Annotated in this window: 8 protein-coding genes and 1 pseudogene; 1 reads left to right on the top strand and 8 read right to left on the bottom strand. The window is 71.4% G+C overall.

Features of this window, described 5'->3' with window-relative positions:
* The 8 genes and pseudogenes from OM076_RS37600 to OM076_RS37565 all read right to left on the bottom strand — a co-directional run.
* Positions 1-595: pseudogene (locus tag OM076_RS37600) on the bottom strand (hypothetical protein); the annotation flags it as partial.
* The gene (locus tag OM076_RS37595) at positions 595-1,107 is read right to left on the bottom strand and encodes a hypothetical protein (protein WP_270045323.1); all 513 of its coding nucleotides are present in this window, start codon (positions 1,105-1,107) and stop codon (positions 595-597) included. The pseudogene OM076_RS37600 and the gene OM076_RS37595, both read right to left, overlap by 1 nt.
* Positions 1,108-1,111: 4 nt before the next feature.
* Positions 1,112-1,612, bottom strand: a complete 501-nt coding sequence (locus OM076_RS37590; RefSeq protein WP_270045322.1) for a hypothetical protein — start codon at positions 1,610-1,612, stop codon at positions 1,112-1,114.
* A gap of 12 nt (positions 1,613-1,624) precedes the next feature.
* Positions 1,625-3,556, bottom strand: coding sequence for a phage tail sheath subtilisin-like domain-containing protein (locus OM076_RS37585; protein ID WP_270045321.1), 1,932 nt, complete (start codon positions 3,554-3,556; stop codon positions 1,625-1,627).
* A 664-nt stretch (positions 3,557-4,220) separates the two neighbouring features.
* Positions 4,221-5,344 (bottom strand): IS3 family transposase gene (locus tag OM076_RS37580; protein ID WP_372518129.1). Its coding sequence is split into 2 segments (ribosomal slippage): positions 4,221-5,095 and positions 5,095-5,344, totalling 1,125 coding nucleotides; the frame shifts between segments, so codons are not numbered across the junction.
* A gap of 124 nt (positions 5,345-5,468) precedes the next feature.
* Entirely contained in the window at positions 5,469-7,538 is a 2,070-nt protein-coding gene (locus OM076_RS37575; protein WP_270045320.1) for a serine hydrolase, read from the bottom strand.
* 104 nt (positions 7,539-7,642) lie between these two features.
* The gene (gene fxsT / locus OM076_RS37570) at positions 7,643-9,994 is read right to left on the bottom strand and encodes an FxSxx-COOH system tetratricopeptide repeat protein (protein ID WP_270045319.1); all 2,352 of its coding nucleotides are present in this window, start codon (positions 9,992-9,994) and stop codon (positions 7,643-7,645) included.
* Between the two features lie 128 nt (positions 9,995-10,122).
* Entirely contained in the window at positions 10,123-14,883 is a 4,761-nt protein-coding gene (locus tag OM076_RS37565) for an nSTAND1 domain-containing NTPase (protein ID WP_270045318.1), read from the bottom strand.
* A 124-nt stretch (positions 14,884-15,007) separates the two neighbouring features.
* On the opposite strand from OM076_RS37565, the gene OM076_RS37560 reads away from it, so the two are divergent.
* On the top strand, positions 15,008-15,295 hold the full coding sequence (locus OM076_RS37560) for a hypothetical protein (RefSeq protein ID WP_270045317.1): 288 nt from the start codon (positions 15,008-15,010) through the stop codon (positions 15,293-15,295).
* The last annotated feature ends 180 nt before the right edge of the window (positions 15,296-15,475 follow it).

Raw genomic sequence — 15,475 nt, 5'->3', positions numbered from 1 at the left:
CGGCGGCGGCCGGTTTGGCGCCGGTCGCGCCCGGCGCGCGGGCCGGCGGGTCAAGGGCGGGGCCGCCGCCGCCCGCCGCGGCAGCGGCCGGCGTGTGGTTGAGCTCTGCACGGCCGGCGGCGCGTTCGTCCGGGTCCGGTGCGTACCGCGCGCGCTGCGGCCGGTCCGCGGCGTACCCGCGGGGCGCCGCACTCCCCGTCCAGGCCGCGGCCGCAGCGTCTCTCGCCCCTCGCCCGTTGCGCGCCGCGGTCCCACCGCCGGCGCGCTCGCGGAGCGTGGTCGCCTCGGCCGGCTCGCCCGCTGGATACCGCCGCGCCTCGCTTCCGAGCCGAGCGGCGGCCTCTCTGCGCTCCGCGGAGGCCCCGTCCGGGCGCGCGCGGCGCGCGGTCGAGAGGCGCTCACCGCTCCAGCGCCTGACCCGGTCGTCCACCGGCTCCTCCGGCGCCTCGACCGCGGAGCGCTCGAGCGCAGCCACCAGCCACTCCCAGAGGTCGCCACCCGGCGCCACGGGTAGGTTGGCCATCTGCGTCGTGCACAGCAGCGCCTCCATCGCCAGCAGGCGCTCGCCGGTGCGCTCGAGCCGGTTCAGCGGCATCACTCGCGGGGCTCCAGCTCCGCCAGCCGCGCCGCGCCCGCCAGGTAGATCGCGACCTGCGCGGGCGTGAGCTGCGCAACCTGCTCGGGCGTCCAGCCGAAGTGCCGCGCCAGCAGCAGATGCATCTGCCCGGCAGGCGACGCCGCCGCGTCCTCGGCGAGCTCCCCGTCGGGTGTCAGACCCGAGATCTCGTTGACGCGCGAGACGAGGAACTGGACGAGCCCCACGTGCAGGGCGCGGACGCCGTCGAGACTCAGCGAGGGCTCGACGAGCGACTCCTTGATGATCAGCAGCGGCACGAGCCGCGCGTCCTCGCGAGCCGCGCGCGAGATCGCGGCCAGCGTGCCGATGGTCAGCGGCCGCAGTCGCACTCGCCCGGGGGCCTCGCCCGTCTCGCCGACGCCGGGCCTGAGGATCCGCTCGGGCACGTCGACGTCGTGCGTGAGCGCGCTCGGGGCCAGCAGGTCCTCAGCCGAGAGCCAGCGGCCCGTCGGCACCGCGGTCGCGTCCACCGGCTCAGGTCTCCTCGAAGGCGACCCGCAACGCTTTGAAGGTCACCGACTCCATCACGAAGTCGTCGTCGGGGATGGTGTAGCCCCACGAGTCGAACTTCGCCCCGAACACGATGACCTTCGTCGACCCGTCGGGGTACGCCGGGTCACGCAGCGTCGTGACGATGTTGAGCGCCGGCTGGACGAAGTTCGCCGCGGCCGGCGGGCTCGTCGCGCCGTCGCCCAGCAGCAGCCGCAGAAGTGCGCCGTTGACGTGCGCGCGGTCGGCCTTGCCGGAAACGAGCACGACGCCCGGGCGGAGAACGCTCGCGTAGCGGCTCCCGAGCTCGAAGAACGGACGCACGTCGCTCGAGACGGTCAGCGTCACCGCGGTAAGCCGGCCGACGACGTTGCTGAGGTCGAACTGCGAGATCAACGCGTCGGCCGCCGCGCCCTCCGGAGAGTTGGCGTCGTCGACGCCCAGTACGAGGGTCGAGTCGATCGCTCTGAAGACGGTATTCGCCATCGCTCCTCCCGGCTACTTGAGGTTCATGACGACGCGGACATAGTCGATGCTGAACGTCGGCTGCAGGGTCATCACCACGCTCACCTCTCCCGCGATCTCTTGCGCGCGCGTCGCTGTGACGTCGAGCGCGTAGCCGGTCAACGCCTCGTCGAGCACCATCCGAGTCAGGAAGCCGTCGAGCGTGGCCTTCAGCGCGGAGCGCACGCGATCGTTGTTGAGGCGCCCGATATACGGGTTGGAGGCCGAGCGCACGCCGTACTTCGCGTAGTCCACGATCCGCCGCGTCGGGATCGCGGCGAACGGCGTCCCCTCACCCGAGGTCGTGATGCCCTTCACGATCCGGAAGCCGTCCTTCGGGACGACCGCCAGCACGTTGCGGTGGATCAGCTGCTCCTGCTCGCCGCGGTTGGCCTTCAGCGACAGCCCGGGGACGGTCAGGGTCTTGTTCGTGAGGCTGCTCTGGACAGCCAGCGACGAGATCAGTCCGGCGACCGCGGCCGCTGTGTAGCCGGCAGGGAGCGCCGTGCCGTCCTCGAGCGCCAGGCCCGGGGCGACGGCGACCACGCGCTCGTCGGACAGCGGCTGACCGAGGTACTCCGCCACGGTCGAGCCGCGCGCGCCGATCACGCCGATGCGCTCGAGGTCGACCGCCTCGGTGGCGTGCAGATGCCCGGCCAGCTTCGAGCCCATCTGCGTCGCGTCCTGGCCGGCCAGCACGACGATGTTCACCAACTCGTTCGAGATCGCCTCGAGCGCCGCGGCGTAGTCGTCGGGTGTCGCGTCGGCGCCGTCGGCGCCAGGCGTGTTGGTGCCGGTTCCGAAGTACGCGTCGATCGGCGCCTCCGGCAGCGCGCCGCCGTGCGTCGCGTCGGTGGCGGCGCTGACGAGCGAGTTCGGCCCGAGCAGGTCGCCGAGCGCCTTGCCCGCGGGGATGACGTAGCTCTCGCTCGTCACTCCGTAGCTGAGCGTGACCTCGACCGCACTCTCGCGCGAGACCACGTAGGAAGCGGTCAGGCGGTCGCCGTTGGCCTCGTCGGGCGCTTCTCCCGCGCGGAAGGTCAGTGTGCCGTCCCAGGTCGTGATGAGCACGTGCCCGGACGCTGGGTCGTCGTGGCCCACGCCGTAGCGCGCGTGGACACGCTGACCCGTCTCAGGCGCCTCCTTGGCGGCGAAGGTGAGCTCGCCGGTGCTGTTGTTCAGCCGCACCTCGCCGGCCTTCGGCGCCGCCCCCGAGCCGTAGAGGATCGCGCCCGACCCGTACTCGCGGACCGCGCCGCCGGCGGCGTCGAGGATGCGGACCACATTGAGCGTCTCGACGTCCTCGACCGGTGTCGCCGAGAGCCGGAAGCGCTCGTCGGCGTCGGGCAGCACGTCCTCCTCGCGGATGCGCTTGTAGTCGAGCTGCGGCGTCTCGATACGGCGCGTCGTGCCGCGGAGGATTCGCAGCTGGTTCTCGGGCGAGGCGACCACCGGCGAGTAGCCAAGCTTGTCGAACGTCGCGCTCTGGGTCTCGCCGTCGACCCGTGCGTCGTCCTCCGCCTGGGCGACCGCGATGTGGATGTCGTTGCCCCAGCTGCCGGGCGTCTTCGCCGACAGCGTCACCGTCGCGTTGCCGGACGCGTCGCGCAGCGCGAAGTCCGCGGTCTCCTGGGTCGAGCCCGCCGCACGCACCGCGATCACGCCCGAAGCGCCGTTGTTGTAGACGTGCTCAAGCGCCCGCACGAGGGTCAGCGGATTCGCCCCGTCCCTCGGTCGCGTGAACGTGTCGGCCGCTCCGAACGCGTCACGCGCGGCGCTGAAGCCGGACAGCGTGACCGGGGTGCCGACCGGACCACGAGCGGCGGTCCCCACTATTCCGACGATCCCGGTCGCGATCTGTCCGGCCGAGATCAAACCCTCCGCGCGGACCTCGATGTAGGTACCGGGGATGACCATTTCCGCCATGCCATGGGCCTCCGTGTTCGTCATGCGTCGGCTGCGGCATGGCCCAACCTAATTCCCCGCTGGAGGCCGGTCACTAGGAGGGCATCCCAGAGTTTTTGACTACCCCTCCTAGTGATTGACGTTCCGGAACACGCCGGCTTCGGCACTGCCCGACGAGCACGCCCAGCGGTCGTTGTTGATGCTGGCCGACCGTGCCCGCAAGCCGCCGGCCCCGCGGCGGTACCGCCGCCGGCGACCCGGCGGAGTCAGGATCCGCGGCGGCGCTTTCCGTAGTCGCCTCAGTGAGAGCCTTTGCGAGCCGCTTGCATGGCGGGCGGCAGTTGATGGATGGTCTTGTCCGGCGAACGCTTGACTCACTTCTAGTCGCTGCCTACCGGCTCGGCGGGTTGGCTTGATAACGATGTGTCAGCGCTCGCCGGTTCAGGACGCTCGAGCGTGAGTTGATAGCGCCTCTATGTCAATCCTGAATCTGAAATTGGCCGAGTCAGGTGGTCGTGGCGGAGCTGGCGGTAGACGACCTCGGCGAGCTGTCGCTTGAGGCTGCGGAGCGCTTCGGTCGGGCTTTTGTGCTCGGCTCGTTTGCGCTGGTAGTGCGTTTTGAGCCATCCCGAGTTCGACGGAGACCTTGATCTGCCCCGCGAAAAATGGAGTCGGGGTTCTGGAGTCAGGCGGCGTTGATGGTGGTGTGGTGTAGGTGTTCGTATTCGGTCGGGGTGCGCATGGCGAGTGAGCTGTGTCGGCGTCGGGTGTTGTGGAAGAGCTCGATGGAGTCGTAGATCGCGGTGGCGAGCTCGATCCGGGTCTTGTAGGTCTTGCGATTGAGCAGCTCGACCTGCATCCGCGCCCAGAAGGACTCGACCATGGCATTGTCGTAGGGGCTGCCGACGGCGCCCATCGAGGGTGCCAATCCGGCGTCTGTGACGTTGTGGCTGAAGGCCCAGGACGTAAATTGCACGCCGCGGTCGGAATGGATCACGAGCTCGCCGGCGGGTAGGCGGCGCCGCGTGGCCATGCCAAGGGCGTTGAGGACCAGCGTGGTGGTCTGGGCGCTGTCGATCGCCCAACCGACCACCAGCCGGGAGAACGCGTCGAGCACGACGCAGCAATAGACCTTGCCCTCGCGGGTCGGATGCTCGGTGATGTCAGTCATCCACAGCCGATCCGGCGCGTCACGGCGAAAATCGCGGCGCACCAGGTCCAACGAGGTGACCTTCCCGACCCGCGCGCCTCTGGGCAGGCGGCGCGTCGCGAGACCCTTGATGCCGAGCTGGCGCATGATCAGCTCGACCGCGCCGTGCCCGGCACGAATGCTGCGGCCGTACTTCAGCTCGGCGGTCACGCGCAGCGCGCCGTAGGTGCCGCCGGAGGCCTTGTGGATGTCGGTGATCTCGCCGGCCAGCCAGATCCGGCGTAGCTCGCGCGGTGACGCCGGCCGCGTCTTCCACGCGTAATAGCCCGACTGGGAGACGGCCAGCACGCGGCAGGCGTGGCTGACGTCGATGCCCTGCCCGGTCAGAGACTCGATCACCGGGTAGAGGCTTTTGGGGCGAGGTTCTGATCCAGGAAGACCTCGTTGACCTTGCGCGAGACCGCCAGCTCGGTCTCGAGCTGGCGGATCCGTCGCTTGGCAGCGGCCAGCTCGATCGCCTGGTCGGTCTTGAGGCCGTCGATCTCGCCGCGATCGATCTGCTCCTGCTTGAGCCAGTTGTAGATCGTCGGCTCGCACATCCCGAACGTCACAGCCTGGACTACCTGACGACGGACCTCAGGCGGGTATCTACGGGGCAAATTGAATCCTCCGAATACCGGACGACTCTAGAAACCCGACTCCACCAACCCCGGGGCAGATCACCGGTCTCCGCGAGACCCGGGGCGGCTCAGATTTGATCGTGCCGGAAGCGACGGCGTCTGCTTAGGCGGCTCTCAGTGGCTCCAGCTCGCTAGCCGCTTCGCCGCGCAAGGCGGCCGGCCGGTGGTCGGCGATCGGCGTCGCAGCCGCCGGAGTGACCGTTGGGAGCTGGTAGGCCGGGATGCCGTACTGGGGAAAGAGGTCATGGGTCGGCCACGCCGAGGCGGGGAGACCGGCGATGGCGTAGTAGATGTCGGCCACGCTGCCGCCGTTGCTGAAGATGGCGTAGCCCCAGCCGTCGGTGCGGAGCAGGATGCGGGTGGCGACACCGGGCATCGCTCCGCCGTGCTCGAATCCGCGAACTCCGTTGGGCTCGTTCCAGGACGCCCAGCCGTGCGTGTAGCGGAAGCCCGTCGACGGCGGGGAGACCGGCGGCACAGTCCACATGGCTTGAACGCTGTCGGGATTCAGGAGCGGGTTGGCCGCGCCGAGCGCGAAGGCGGCGAGCAGCTTCGCGTAGTCGACGGGCGCCATGCACCAGCCGCCGAAGGAGTCGAAGAGCGCGTAGTCCTCGCCGCCATAGGGCAGCGCGGCGAGCGGGTGCGGGCCGCCGGCGGGGCCCGCGATCGCGCTGGGCCCGACGCGGAGAGCGCCGTCGTGCTGGCGGGCGGCGCCGGGACGTTGGTCTGCTTGCCGGGTCGGCGTCCGGTGCGGACGGGTCAGGCCAAGCGGCGTGAGCATCGTGTCCTGAACCGCGCGGGTGTAGTCGCTGCCGCGCAAGGACTCGACAACGAGTCCGAGCATCATGTAGCCCAGGTTCGAGTAGACCTGTTTGGTGCCCGGTGCGAACTGCATCGGCCGGCTGGCCATGTAGCCGGCGAAGCGCCGTTTGCTCACGGGCATGTTCGCCTGCCCGAATGCCTGGGCCGCCTGCCAGTAGTCGCCCGGCGGGTTCTCCCAGCCCGCGCTGTGAGTGAGCAGGTGCTTGATCCTGATGTTGGCGAAGCGCGCGTCGCGTGTCGCGCCTGGCGGCAGTTCGAATCCGACTCGGTCGACGAGGCGATCCTCGAGTGACAGGCGCTTCTCCTGCACGAGCTGGAAGATCGCCATCGCGGTGATCGGCTTCGAGCAGCTCGCCAGCCGGAACATCGAGGTTGGTTGCGTCGTCGGGTAGGCGGCTTCGCCCCAGGTGAACCCGCGCGCGTAGACCAGTCTGCCGTGGTGGGTCACCGCGACAGCGGTCGCGCGCGTTCCCGTCGCTCGCATGCGCTCCTCCACGACGTCGTCGATCGCGTGCATAGAGGGCACGGCCGGCCCGGTGGCGCGAAAGACGCGCGGCAGCGGGCGGTCCTGTCGGGCGAAGAACGTGGCGAAACGCGTATTGCCGACCGCGCCACCGGCTTGCACATATGCCGGGTAGAGGCCCTTCGGCATCCAGGTGTCGGCCTCACGCTGGTAGTCGCCGCTGGTCAGGCCGTGGCGGGCGGCCCAGTCGTCCCCGAGGGAGTCGTCGCGGAACAGGGACAGATAGCCGCCGTCGGGCGTCACTGTCACGAACGCCGGGCGCGCCCACTGCTGTCGCTGCGCGTCGAAGCGCTGCTGGTATGTGCCGGCGTTCTCGCCGTGCAGCCCGTCGATAGACCAGACGACGTGTCCGGGGTTTGGGTCCAGCACGATCGCATAGCGACGGTCGTTGGTTGTGCCATACGCCGCGATCCAGCGGGGAATCCAGTCACGCCGCCGGGCTTCGGCGAGCCAGAACTCGATCGTCCCCTGGTCGCTGTCCGAGCCCGTGCTCAAGCCGTGGCGTGTCAATGACACCCCGTGGCCTTCGAGCTCCATGACGGCGGCGAACACTGGCGCGTCGGCCGGGCCGGTCGCTGCGATGATCGTCGGGCTGTAGCCCTTCGCCGCCCAAGTGTTGACGAACGTCTGAAAGCCGGCGTGGCCGACGCCGTGAATCCCCGCGAACGCGGGCCCTGATCGCTGCACCCAGACGGCGGCGTACCTCGGGTCGCTCGCGGCTCCGTAGACAGACAGGCTGATCGGGCGGTAGCCCTGCGGGACCAGATTGTCCCACTGTTGTTGATAGTCCGCGCTCGTGCGGTCGTGGGTGGCGACGACGGAAGGCATCGCGTCCTCCTGTGGTTGTGAGGTGCGGGGTTGCGGGCGGTTCGCGTTACCTGAGATGACGCCGCCGTCACCACGGCTGGCAGGGGGTACCCCCCGCCGGACCCTCAACTGCCCCGAGAACTCCACGTCGCCGGCGCCGACGACGACCGGACCGAGCGCTCCTCTGAGAGCGACTGCCCGAATATGCGTTGTTCATCCTCGCGCAGTTCTCGGAGCAGTCTTTGCGCCTCTTCGTGGCGCCCGGCCTGCTCCGTCTGGTATTGGAGCTCGTGACGGACGCCGAGAGTGTCTGGATGGTCGGCGCCGTGCACCCGCGCGAAGCGGGGTACGAGCTCCGCGAGGTGCTCGACCGCGTCCGCATGACGACCGGAGGCGCCGAGCAAGCGGGCAATGTTGCCCCGGACGCCAAGCGTGTCCGCGTGATCTTCGTCGACCACGCGCTCATGGTCGGCAAGCAGCGTCGCGAATTGCTCCAGCGCTTCGTCCTCGTGTCCGCTCGCGCCGAGGAAATACGCGATGCCATGCCGGATGCCGAGGGTGCGCTCATGGTCAGGACCGAGCGCGCGGCGGCTGTCGATTAGGAGTGCGGCGAGTTGCTCAAGTGCCTCGTCGAGCCGCCCGGCCTCGCCGGTGAACCGAGCGATGTTGTGGCGGGCGCCGAGCATTTCCTCATGATCGGGTCCGAACACGAGCAGCTGATCGGGCAGGAGCTGCTCGTAGAGACGGATCGCCCGTTCGTGCTCGCCCAACCGGCCAGTCAGAAACGCCACCTGGCAGCGTGCATGAAGTGTGGGTCCTACTCGCTCGAAGAGGCTTCTCGCGCCGCGGAAGTCGCCGCGAGACTTGGTGTACTCGGCGGCCCACAGGAGCAGGACCGAGGTGCCAGGTACGCACTCGATATACGCGAGGACGTGCGGCAGCAGGCGGTCGCCGGCAGGCGACGGCCTGCCCGGCGGGTCGAGTGCCTCGACCGCTGCCTGGACGAACTCTCCCGCAACTGTGGCCCAACGATCGCGCGCGTCGTCAGGGAGCGAGGCGCGAACGACGGTCTGCAGGAGCCGGTGGACGGCGATCCCGTCGGTGACCGCCTTCGCGACCCCGTAGCGGCGCAGCGTACGGATCGTGGCTGCGAGCTGGAGCCTGTCGCCCGCGCAAGAGGCCAAGGGCTCCGGCAGAACGTGAGCGTGGTTAGTGAGCAGGGGGTATGGCACGTCATCCGCCGCCAAGAACGCCGTCAGGCTGATGAGGTCGATGGCGGCGTCGGGCATCAATTCGCGCGACTGAGACCAGATCGTCGCGATGATGTCGTTGTGCGCCCCGGTCGCGGCCAATACCGCCTTCGGGCGCGCTTGAAGTTCTAGCCGCAGCGCGGCCAGCGACATCGGTCCGGTTTCGGCGATGAATGCCGCGGCTTGTTCCAACGCCAGAGGAAGCCTGCCCAGCTCCGCGGCGAGCGCCGCGGCGGCCTCAGCGTCGTGCTCGCCGCTGCGCTCCTGGAGGTACTGCGCCGCGCCGTCCAGGCCGAGCACGTCGACCGACGGCACCTCGGCGCCGCCGGGCCAGCCGACGTCGGCGCGGGCCGTCACCAGGACGTCCCCGGCGCCGGCACGCGGCAACAACTCCAGACCGCGTGCCGGGTCGTCGACATCGTCGACGACGAGCAGCCATCGATCGCGCCGCTCGAGCCATCCGCTCGCCCACCCCGCCCGCTTCTGGACGGTCAGCTGCCGCGGGGCGCCGACCGCGTCTCCGAGCGCTGCCAGGTCGGCGGCGAAGCTGCCGGCGTGAGCCCACCAGACCAGCTCATAGCGGTCGCGATGCGCCTCGGCGAACTCGATCGCGAGCTGCGTCTTCCCTACGCCGGCCGGCCCGGCGAGCACCACGAACTGGACCCCGGGCTTGGCGAGCCGGGCCTCGATCGCCGCGAGCTCGGCGTCGCGACCGACGAACCAGCGGTTGGGGTGCGGAAGCTGGTTGGACACGCGCTTCGAAGCGTCCGGGAAACGGGGGGCCTCGGACCCGGGGAACGACGTCGCGCGCGTCGGCGTTTCGCCCACGCCACGCAGCAACGCATCTCTGGCGCCGGCCTTGCTGAGCCCGACGAGGTCGACGTGCACGCGGGTGCGAAGAAGGCCCGCTGGAGTGCATTCCTTCACCTTCACCGGGATGAGGCGGCGGTCGTCGCCAACCGGGTCGGCCGCGAACGCCGCTTGCCACTCCTCACTCGCGAACTCCGACGCCAGGTAGTCGTCCGAGAGGACGGCGATCACGTGGTCTGAATATTTCAGCGCGTCGTCCATCTTCCGGACGAAGTTGTCCCCGGGCACGATGTGCCGCGCCTGCAGGAACACCGTGCGGTCCGCGCCCTCGAGCTCTGCTGCGATCCATTCGGCCCACTCCCCATCGGCCTGGGTATAGCTCACAAAGAAATCGATCTGTGGGCTGGCCGCCGGCATTCGCTTGTCGCTCTATTGGCGACTCCCAGCCTGAGGGCATAGCCCTCGAGCGCCGGCTGCGGAGCGCCCTTCACGAACGCCTGATCCCCGTGCGAAACCCGGTCGGGGGTGCGAGCTCGACGACGACGTCATCGGCTGCAGGCCGGGGCGTAGTCGCGGGCCGGGAGGGCGTCGTCCCACTCCGCGCGGGTGAGCGTGCGGCCGGCGACGGTGCATGCCCGCTGCATCCACGACGCGGGGCGGAGGTCCCAGCGGACGCCGCTTCCGGCGGCGGTGATCGCGAACACGTACGCGCCGTCGAGCGCGAAGACAGGGGCCGTCGCGCCGTTCGCCACGGCGGGCAGCGGCGCGCCGAGCGGCTGGCGGGTCGCGAGGTCGAAGAGGCGGAGTGTGCCGTCCGTGCCGCCCGAGGCCAGCGTGCGTCCGTCCCGGCTGATCGAGAGCGAGAGCACGGAGCCGCGGTGGGCGGCGAGCTTGGCTGATAGCGGCTTCAACGTCTGGGTCGACCAGAAGCGCACCCAGCCCTCCCGGCTGCCGGCCGCCAGCACGCGCCCGTCGGGCGAGAACTGCGGCGGCGCCTCGGTCGTGGCGGACCCGATCAGGAACGAGCGGATCCGCATCCGGTCGACGTCGATGATCTCGATGCCCTCGCGGGTCGCGACGGCGAGGCTGCGGCCGTCGGCGCTGAGCGCCACGCTCAGCGTTCCGCCGCGCCGCCGGTAGTAGTGCGGTCGGTCGGCCGGATGGCCGCCCGCTAGCGGCTGCACCAGTGCCGCGCCGCGCTGCACGATCGCCATCCGCCGCCCGCCGGCGTCGACGCTGGGTGCCAGCGGCGAGCCCAGCTCGGCGTGCCGCGGCCCGATTCGGCCGCTCGCGAGGTCGACCTCGACGCCGTATCCGGACGGCGATCCTGCTGCACGGGGAATGGTCGCCAGCAGCCTGCCGTCGCGCAGGAAGGCGACGCCTCCAAGCGCCTCGTCGCTGACCCGCAGCGAGCGCGTCCGCAGCGTCGCGAGCTCGACCACGGTCACGGTGCCGTCGGGGTGGGCGACCGCGACCGTCCTGCCGTCCGGGCTCAGCGCTGGGCCGGCGGCCTCGTTCGGGAGCGCGAACGGACGGCCGAGCCGGCGCTCGCCACTGAGGTCCCAGAGCATGATCTTGCCGTCGAGCCCGCTGCTGTAGAGCGTCCGCCCGTCGGGACTGGCGGCCAGCCCGGTGATGCGCTCGGAGTGGCCGACGAGCGTCTCCCGGATCGTCCGCCGCTCGACGTCCCAAAGCAGGATCCGGTTGTCGCGACCCGCGCTCGCGGCCGTGCGTCCGTCGGGGGTGATGACGAGCTGCAGGACGGCGCCCTGGTGGCGACCCGGCACGCGCCGCTCGGCGCCCGAGACGAGGTCGACGAACTGGATGCGGCCGTCCTTGCGCCCGAGCAGCAGCGTCCGGCCGTCGGGGGTGAGGGCGATGTGGCCGGTCAAGCCGTCGCCGAACGTGCGTAGCGCGGCCAGCGTGCGGGCGTCGCGGATCGCCACCCGCCCGTTGACGAGCGTCACGACGGCGCGCCCGTCGCGCGTCGCGAGCACCGTCGCTGCCTCCTGGTCGGTCTCGACCACGGGTCCCACGAGAACGGTGCGCCCCGTACCGACCTGGGCGCCGGTGCCGGCGTCGAAGCGCCCCACCTCGGTTGTCCCGCTCGCGGTTTCGTGAAGGGCGACAAGCTCGCGCTCGTCGGCCGAGAATGCCACGCTGTAGACCCAGCCCACCGTTGGGAGCCTCGCGAGCTCGCGTCGCGAGCGCAGGTCGACGATGTTCGAGTAGGTCGCGCCGAGCGCGATGCGCGAGCCCGCGCGATCGAAGACCAACGGCGCGCCGCGCCACAGCTCGTCGAACCAGCCCCCAGTGGGCACGGTGGTGCGTCCCGTGCGCGCGTCGACGAAGTCAAACGTCCGGCTATTCGCCGTCGTCACGAGCGTCCGGCCGTCGGGGCTGAGGACGAGGCTCTCGGGCTGGCCGACGCCCCGGATGACGCCGATCGCCGCCGGGCTCTTGAGCAGCGCGGCGAGCAGGTTGCCGCGCGTCTGCACGGTGTCGTCGAGCGTGACGCCCTGGCGTGCCAGCAGCAGCGCGAGGTCGAGGTCGTCGGAGGCGAGCGCCTGGGCGCCGAGGCGTTGCGCGTCGGCGGCGGTCTCGCGTGCGAGCGCTTGGTTGCGCTGGTCGAGCGCGAGGATGCCGGCGATCACGGCCAGCACAAGCAGCGACACGACGCCGGCGAGCCCTGCCCGCAGCCGCCGCTGGGCGCGGCCGCTCGCGCGCCGAGCGGCCTCGAGGAAGGCGCGCTCGGTGGCGTCGAGCGCGTCGCCGTGCTCGGCCGCCCAGTCGAGCGCGGCGGCCAATCGGGCGCCGCGGTAGAGACCGGCGGGATCGCGCGCGTCGGCCTCCCAGGCGCCCGCGGCCTCGCGCAGCCGGTGGCGCAGGCGGCGTCCCTCGATGTCCTCGTCCAGCCAGCCGCGCAGTCGCGGCCATTCGTGCAGCAGCGCCTCGTGCGCGACCTCGACCGTCCCCTCGGAGACCGTCAGCAGGCGGCGGTCGGTGAGCCGCGCGACCACGCCGGCGTCCTGTTCGTCGAGCGCGATCCGGCGGCGCACGATCGCGCCGCTCTCGTCCTCGTCGCTCAGGCGGAGGAACAGCCGCCGCGCCTCGGCCTGTTGCGCGGGCCCGAGCCTGACGTACGCGTCCTCGGCCAGCCGCGCGACCGCACCCTGGACGCCGCCGCTGCGCGCGTAGGCGGCCAGCCGCAACCGGCGCCCGTCGCGCCGGCCCCAGAGCTCGAGCAGCGCCGTCGAGAGCAGCGGCAGCGCGCCCGGCTCGCCCTCGACGTCCGCCAGCAGCGCGTCGGCCAAGTCCGGATCGACGGCCAGGCCGGCCCGCCGCGCCGGACGCTCGATCGCGCGCCGCAGCTCCTCGCGCGTCATCGGCCCGACCAGCACGTGGTTGGCGCCGAGCGCCCGCGAGAGCTCCGGATAGGCCGCGCAGCGCGCATAGAAGTCCGCTCGCACGGCCACCACGACGCGCGGGAAGCGCAGCAGCGCGCTCACGAACTCGGTCCGCTCGCGCTCGTCCTGGCAGGCCGTGAACAGTTCCTCGAACTGGTCGACCACGAGCACGCCGCGGTCTCGCACCGCGCGCAATGCGCGTGCCGGATGCGTGCCCGGCCGGATCACGGCCTGCGCCCAATGCTGGCTGCCGGGAAGGACGCCGCCCGCGAGCGCCGGAAGCAGTCCGGCACGCACGACCGACGACTTGCCACTGCCGGATGCGCCGACGACGGCCAGCAGCGTCGCGCCGACCAGACGCGCGACAAGCTCGGCCACGAGCCCCTCGCGGCCGAAGAAGTACTCCGCGTCTTCGCGGTTGAAGCTCGCGAGACCCTTGTAGGGGCAGACCAACGGCGTCGCGGCTGGGCGATCCTCGACCCGCTCGAGCGTCGACTGCAAATCGGCGACGCTGCCGGCCAGCTCGGACTCGAGCGCCCACGCCTCGCCGCGCCCGATCGCCGCGCGGCCGGCGAGCGCGTCGACGCGCTCGGTCGCGGCGTGGCGCGCCCACTCGCTCGCGGCCTCGTGGACGCGGCGCGCGACCCCACGGCTCGTTCGCAGCAGTTCGTCGACAGGGACGTCGCCGCCGGGCGGGGCATAGAAGCTCGCGATGGCGGCGACGACCTCGGCGTCGAGCGGCTCGAGCACGAGCGCCTCGCGCGGCTCGAGTCGCGCCAGCGCCGCCGCCTGGACGCCCGTGGCGAGCACGCACACCGCGCCGTCGCGAAGCGAGAACAGCGCCAGCCGGACCTCGGCGCCCGCGCGGTCGCCGTCGTCGAGCACGAGCAGCGCCGGGCGACGGCTCTCGGCCGTGCGCGCGATCGCCGCCAACGCGACCTCGGCCGGCCCCAGCCCGGACGCGTAAAACACGGTCGCGCCCTCGCGCTGGAGCTCACGGGCGAGCTCGGCCGCGAGCCGCGTCTTGCCCATGCCGTACGCACCCGCGAGCGTCACGAGACCGCCTTTCCGCCAGCGCCGTCGGAGCGCCTGCAACTCACGCTCGCGGCCGATCAACGGCTGCGCGGCCGCAGCCTCGAGCTCGGGCGGGAACTCGGGCGCCGCGTCCTCAACCGCGAGCGCCGGGTCCTGGCGCAGGATCGCGGACTGCAGGCGCTGCAACTCCGGCCCGGGCTCGACGCCGATCCCGTCGACCAGCGTCGCGCGCGCCTCGAGGTAGGCCTCGAGCGCGTCTGCTTGGCGCCCGCAGCGGTAGAGCGCGAGCATGCGCTGCGCGTGCAGGCGCTCCCGCAGCGGGCTCTCGGCCAGCAGCGCGTCGATCTCACCGAGGACCTCCTGATGGCGGCCGGCGGCCAGGTCGGCGTCAACGGCCAGCTCGGCGGCGGTCACCCGCAACTCCTCCAGCCGCCGGATCTCAGCAGCGGCGAACGGCTCGGAGGCGATGTCCGCCAGCGGCTCGCCGCGATAGAGCGCCAGCGCCTGGCGCGCGGCGTCACCCGAGGCTCCGCGGGTCGCCTCGCCGACGAGCCGCTCGAAGCGCAGCGCGTCGATCAACTCGCGGTCGATCCGCAGCTCGTACGCGCGCCCGCGCGTGACGATCTCCGCCCCGGCATCGGCGGCGATCACCCTGCGCAGCCGCCAGACGTAGGTCTGAACCATCTTGGCCGCACTGGCCGGCGGCTCCTCGCCCCACAGCCCTTCGATCAGGCGGTCGGCCGAGACCAGCTGGTTGGCCTCGAGCCCGAGCATCGCCAGCACCGCCCGCTGCTTCGAGCCGCCGAGCTCGAGTAGGCGGTCGTCGACATTGGCCTCGAGGTGTCCGAGGAGCCGGATCTGCATGCGTCGCGTCAACCCAATCACCTCCTCGGGGCTCAATCAACGTGACGGTTACCGAGCCCGGTCTACGCGTGGTCTAAACGGCCGTGCGACCGCGTTTAGACCGGCGTGGCGCAGGCTCCCAACCATGACGATCACCACCCACATCCACCGCCTCGCCGTCGCCGCCGTGCTCGCCTTCGCGCTGCTCGCCGGCCCCGCCACCGCCCAGTCCGTCCCGGTCTCGGAGCACAACGCACGCTGGCCGCGCGAGCCCGCCAGCGGCCCGGCGCCTGCGGTCACGCCGGCCCCCGCCACGGACACCGGGAACGACTGGACGCTGATCTCCGTCGCCGCCGGCGTCATCCTGCTGGCCGCCGCCACCGCCACCGCCACCGGCGTGCGCATCCGCATCCGCCGCCACGTCGCCGCCTAACCCGGCTCGCCATCGACGTCGGTTCAATACATGACCCGCACATACCGCGCAGTGCGGCTCGACATTCGTGATCGAGCCGCACACGCGCTCGCGGTAGCGCGGCGGGCCGTTGTTCCCCGCGTGGGCTCAGCCTGGTCGAAATCGAGTGGGGTCAGGCGTAGGATCGAGTGACATCGCGGC

This window comes from Solirubrobacter ginsenosidimutans (genome assembly GCF_027587205.1).
Note: the sequence above shows the minus strand (reverse complement) of the source record. Positions and strands in the feature narration are given on the sequence as shown.

What these genes read in the sequence shown, in the direction of transcription:
- OM076_RS37590 (WP_270045322.1), bottom strand. Translation starts at nt 1,612, where the DNA reads ATGGCGAATACCGTCTTCAGAGCGATCGACTCGACCCTCGTACTGGGC.
- OM076_RS37585 (WP_270045321.1), bottom strand. Translation starts at nt 3,556, where the DNA reads ATGGCGGAAATGGTCATCCCCGGTACCTACATCGAGGTCCGCGCGGAG.
- OM076_RS37575 (WP_270045320.1), bottom strand. Translation starts at nt 7,538, where the DNA reads ATGCCTTCCGTCGTCGCCACCCACGACCGCACGAGCGCGGACTATCAA.
- fxsT (WP_270045319.1), bottom strand. Translation starts at nt 9,994, where the DNA reads ATGCCGGCGGCCAGCCCACAGATCGATTTCTTTGTGAGCTATACCCAG.
- OM076_RS37565 (WP_270045318.1), bottom strand. Translation starts at nt 14,883, where the DNA reads ATGCAGATCCGGCTCCTCGGACACCTCGAGGCCAATGTCGACGACCGC.
- OM076_RS37560 (WP_270045317.1), top strand. Translation starts at nt 15,008, where the DNA reads ATGACGATCACCACCCACATCCACCGCCTCGCCGTCGCCGCCGTGCTC.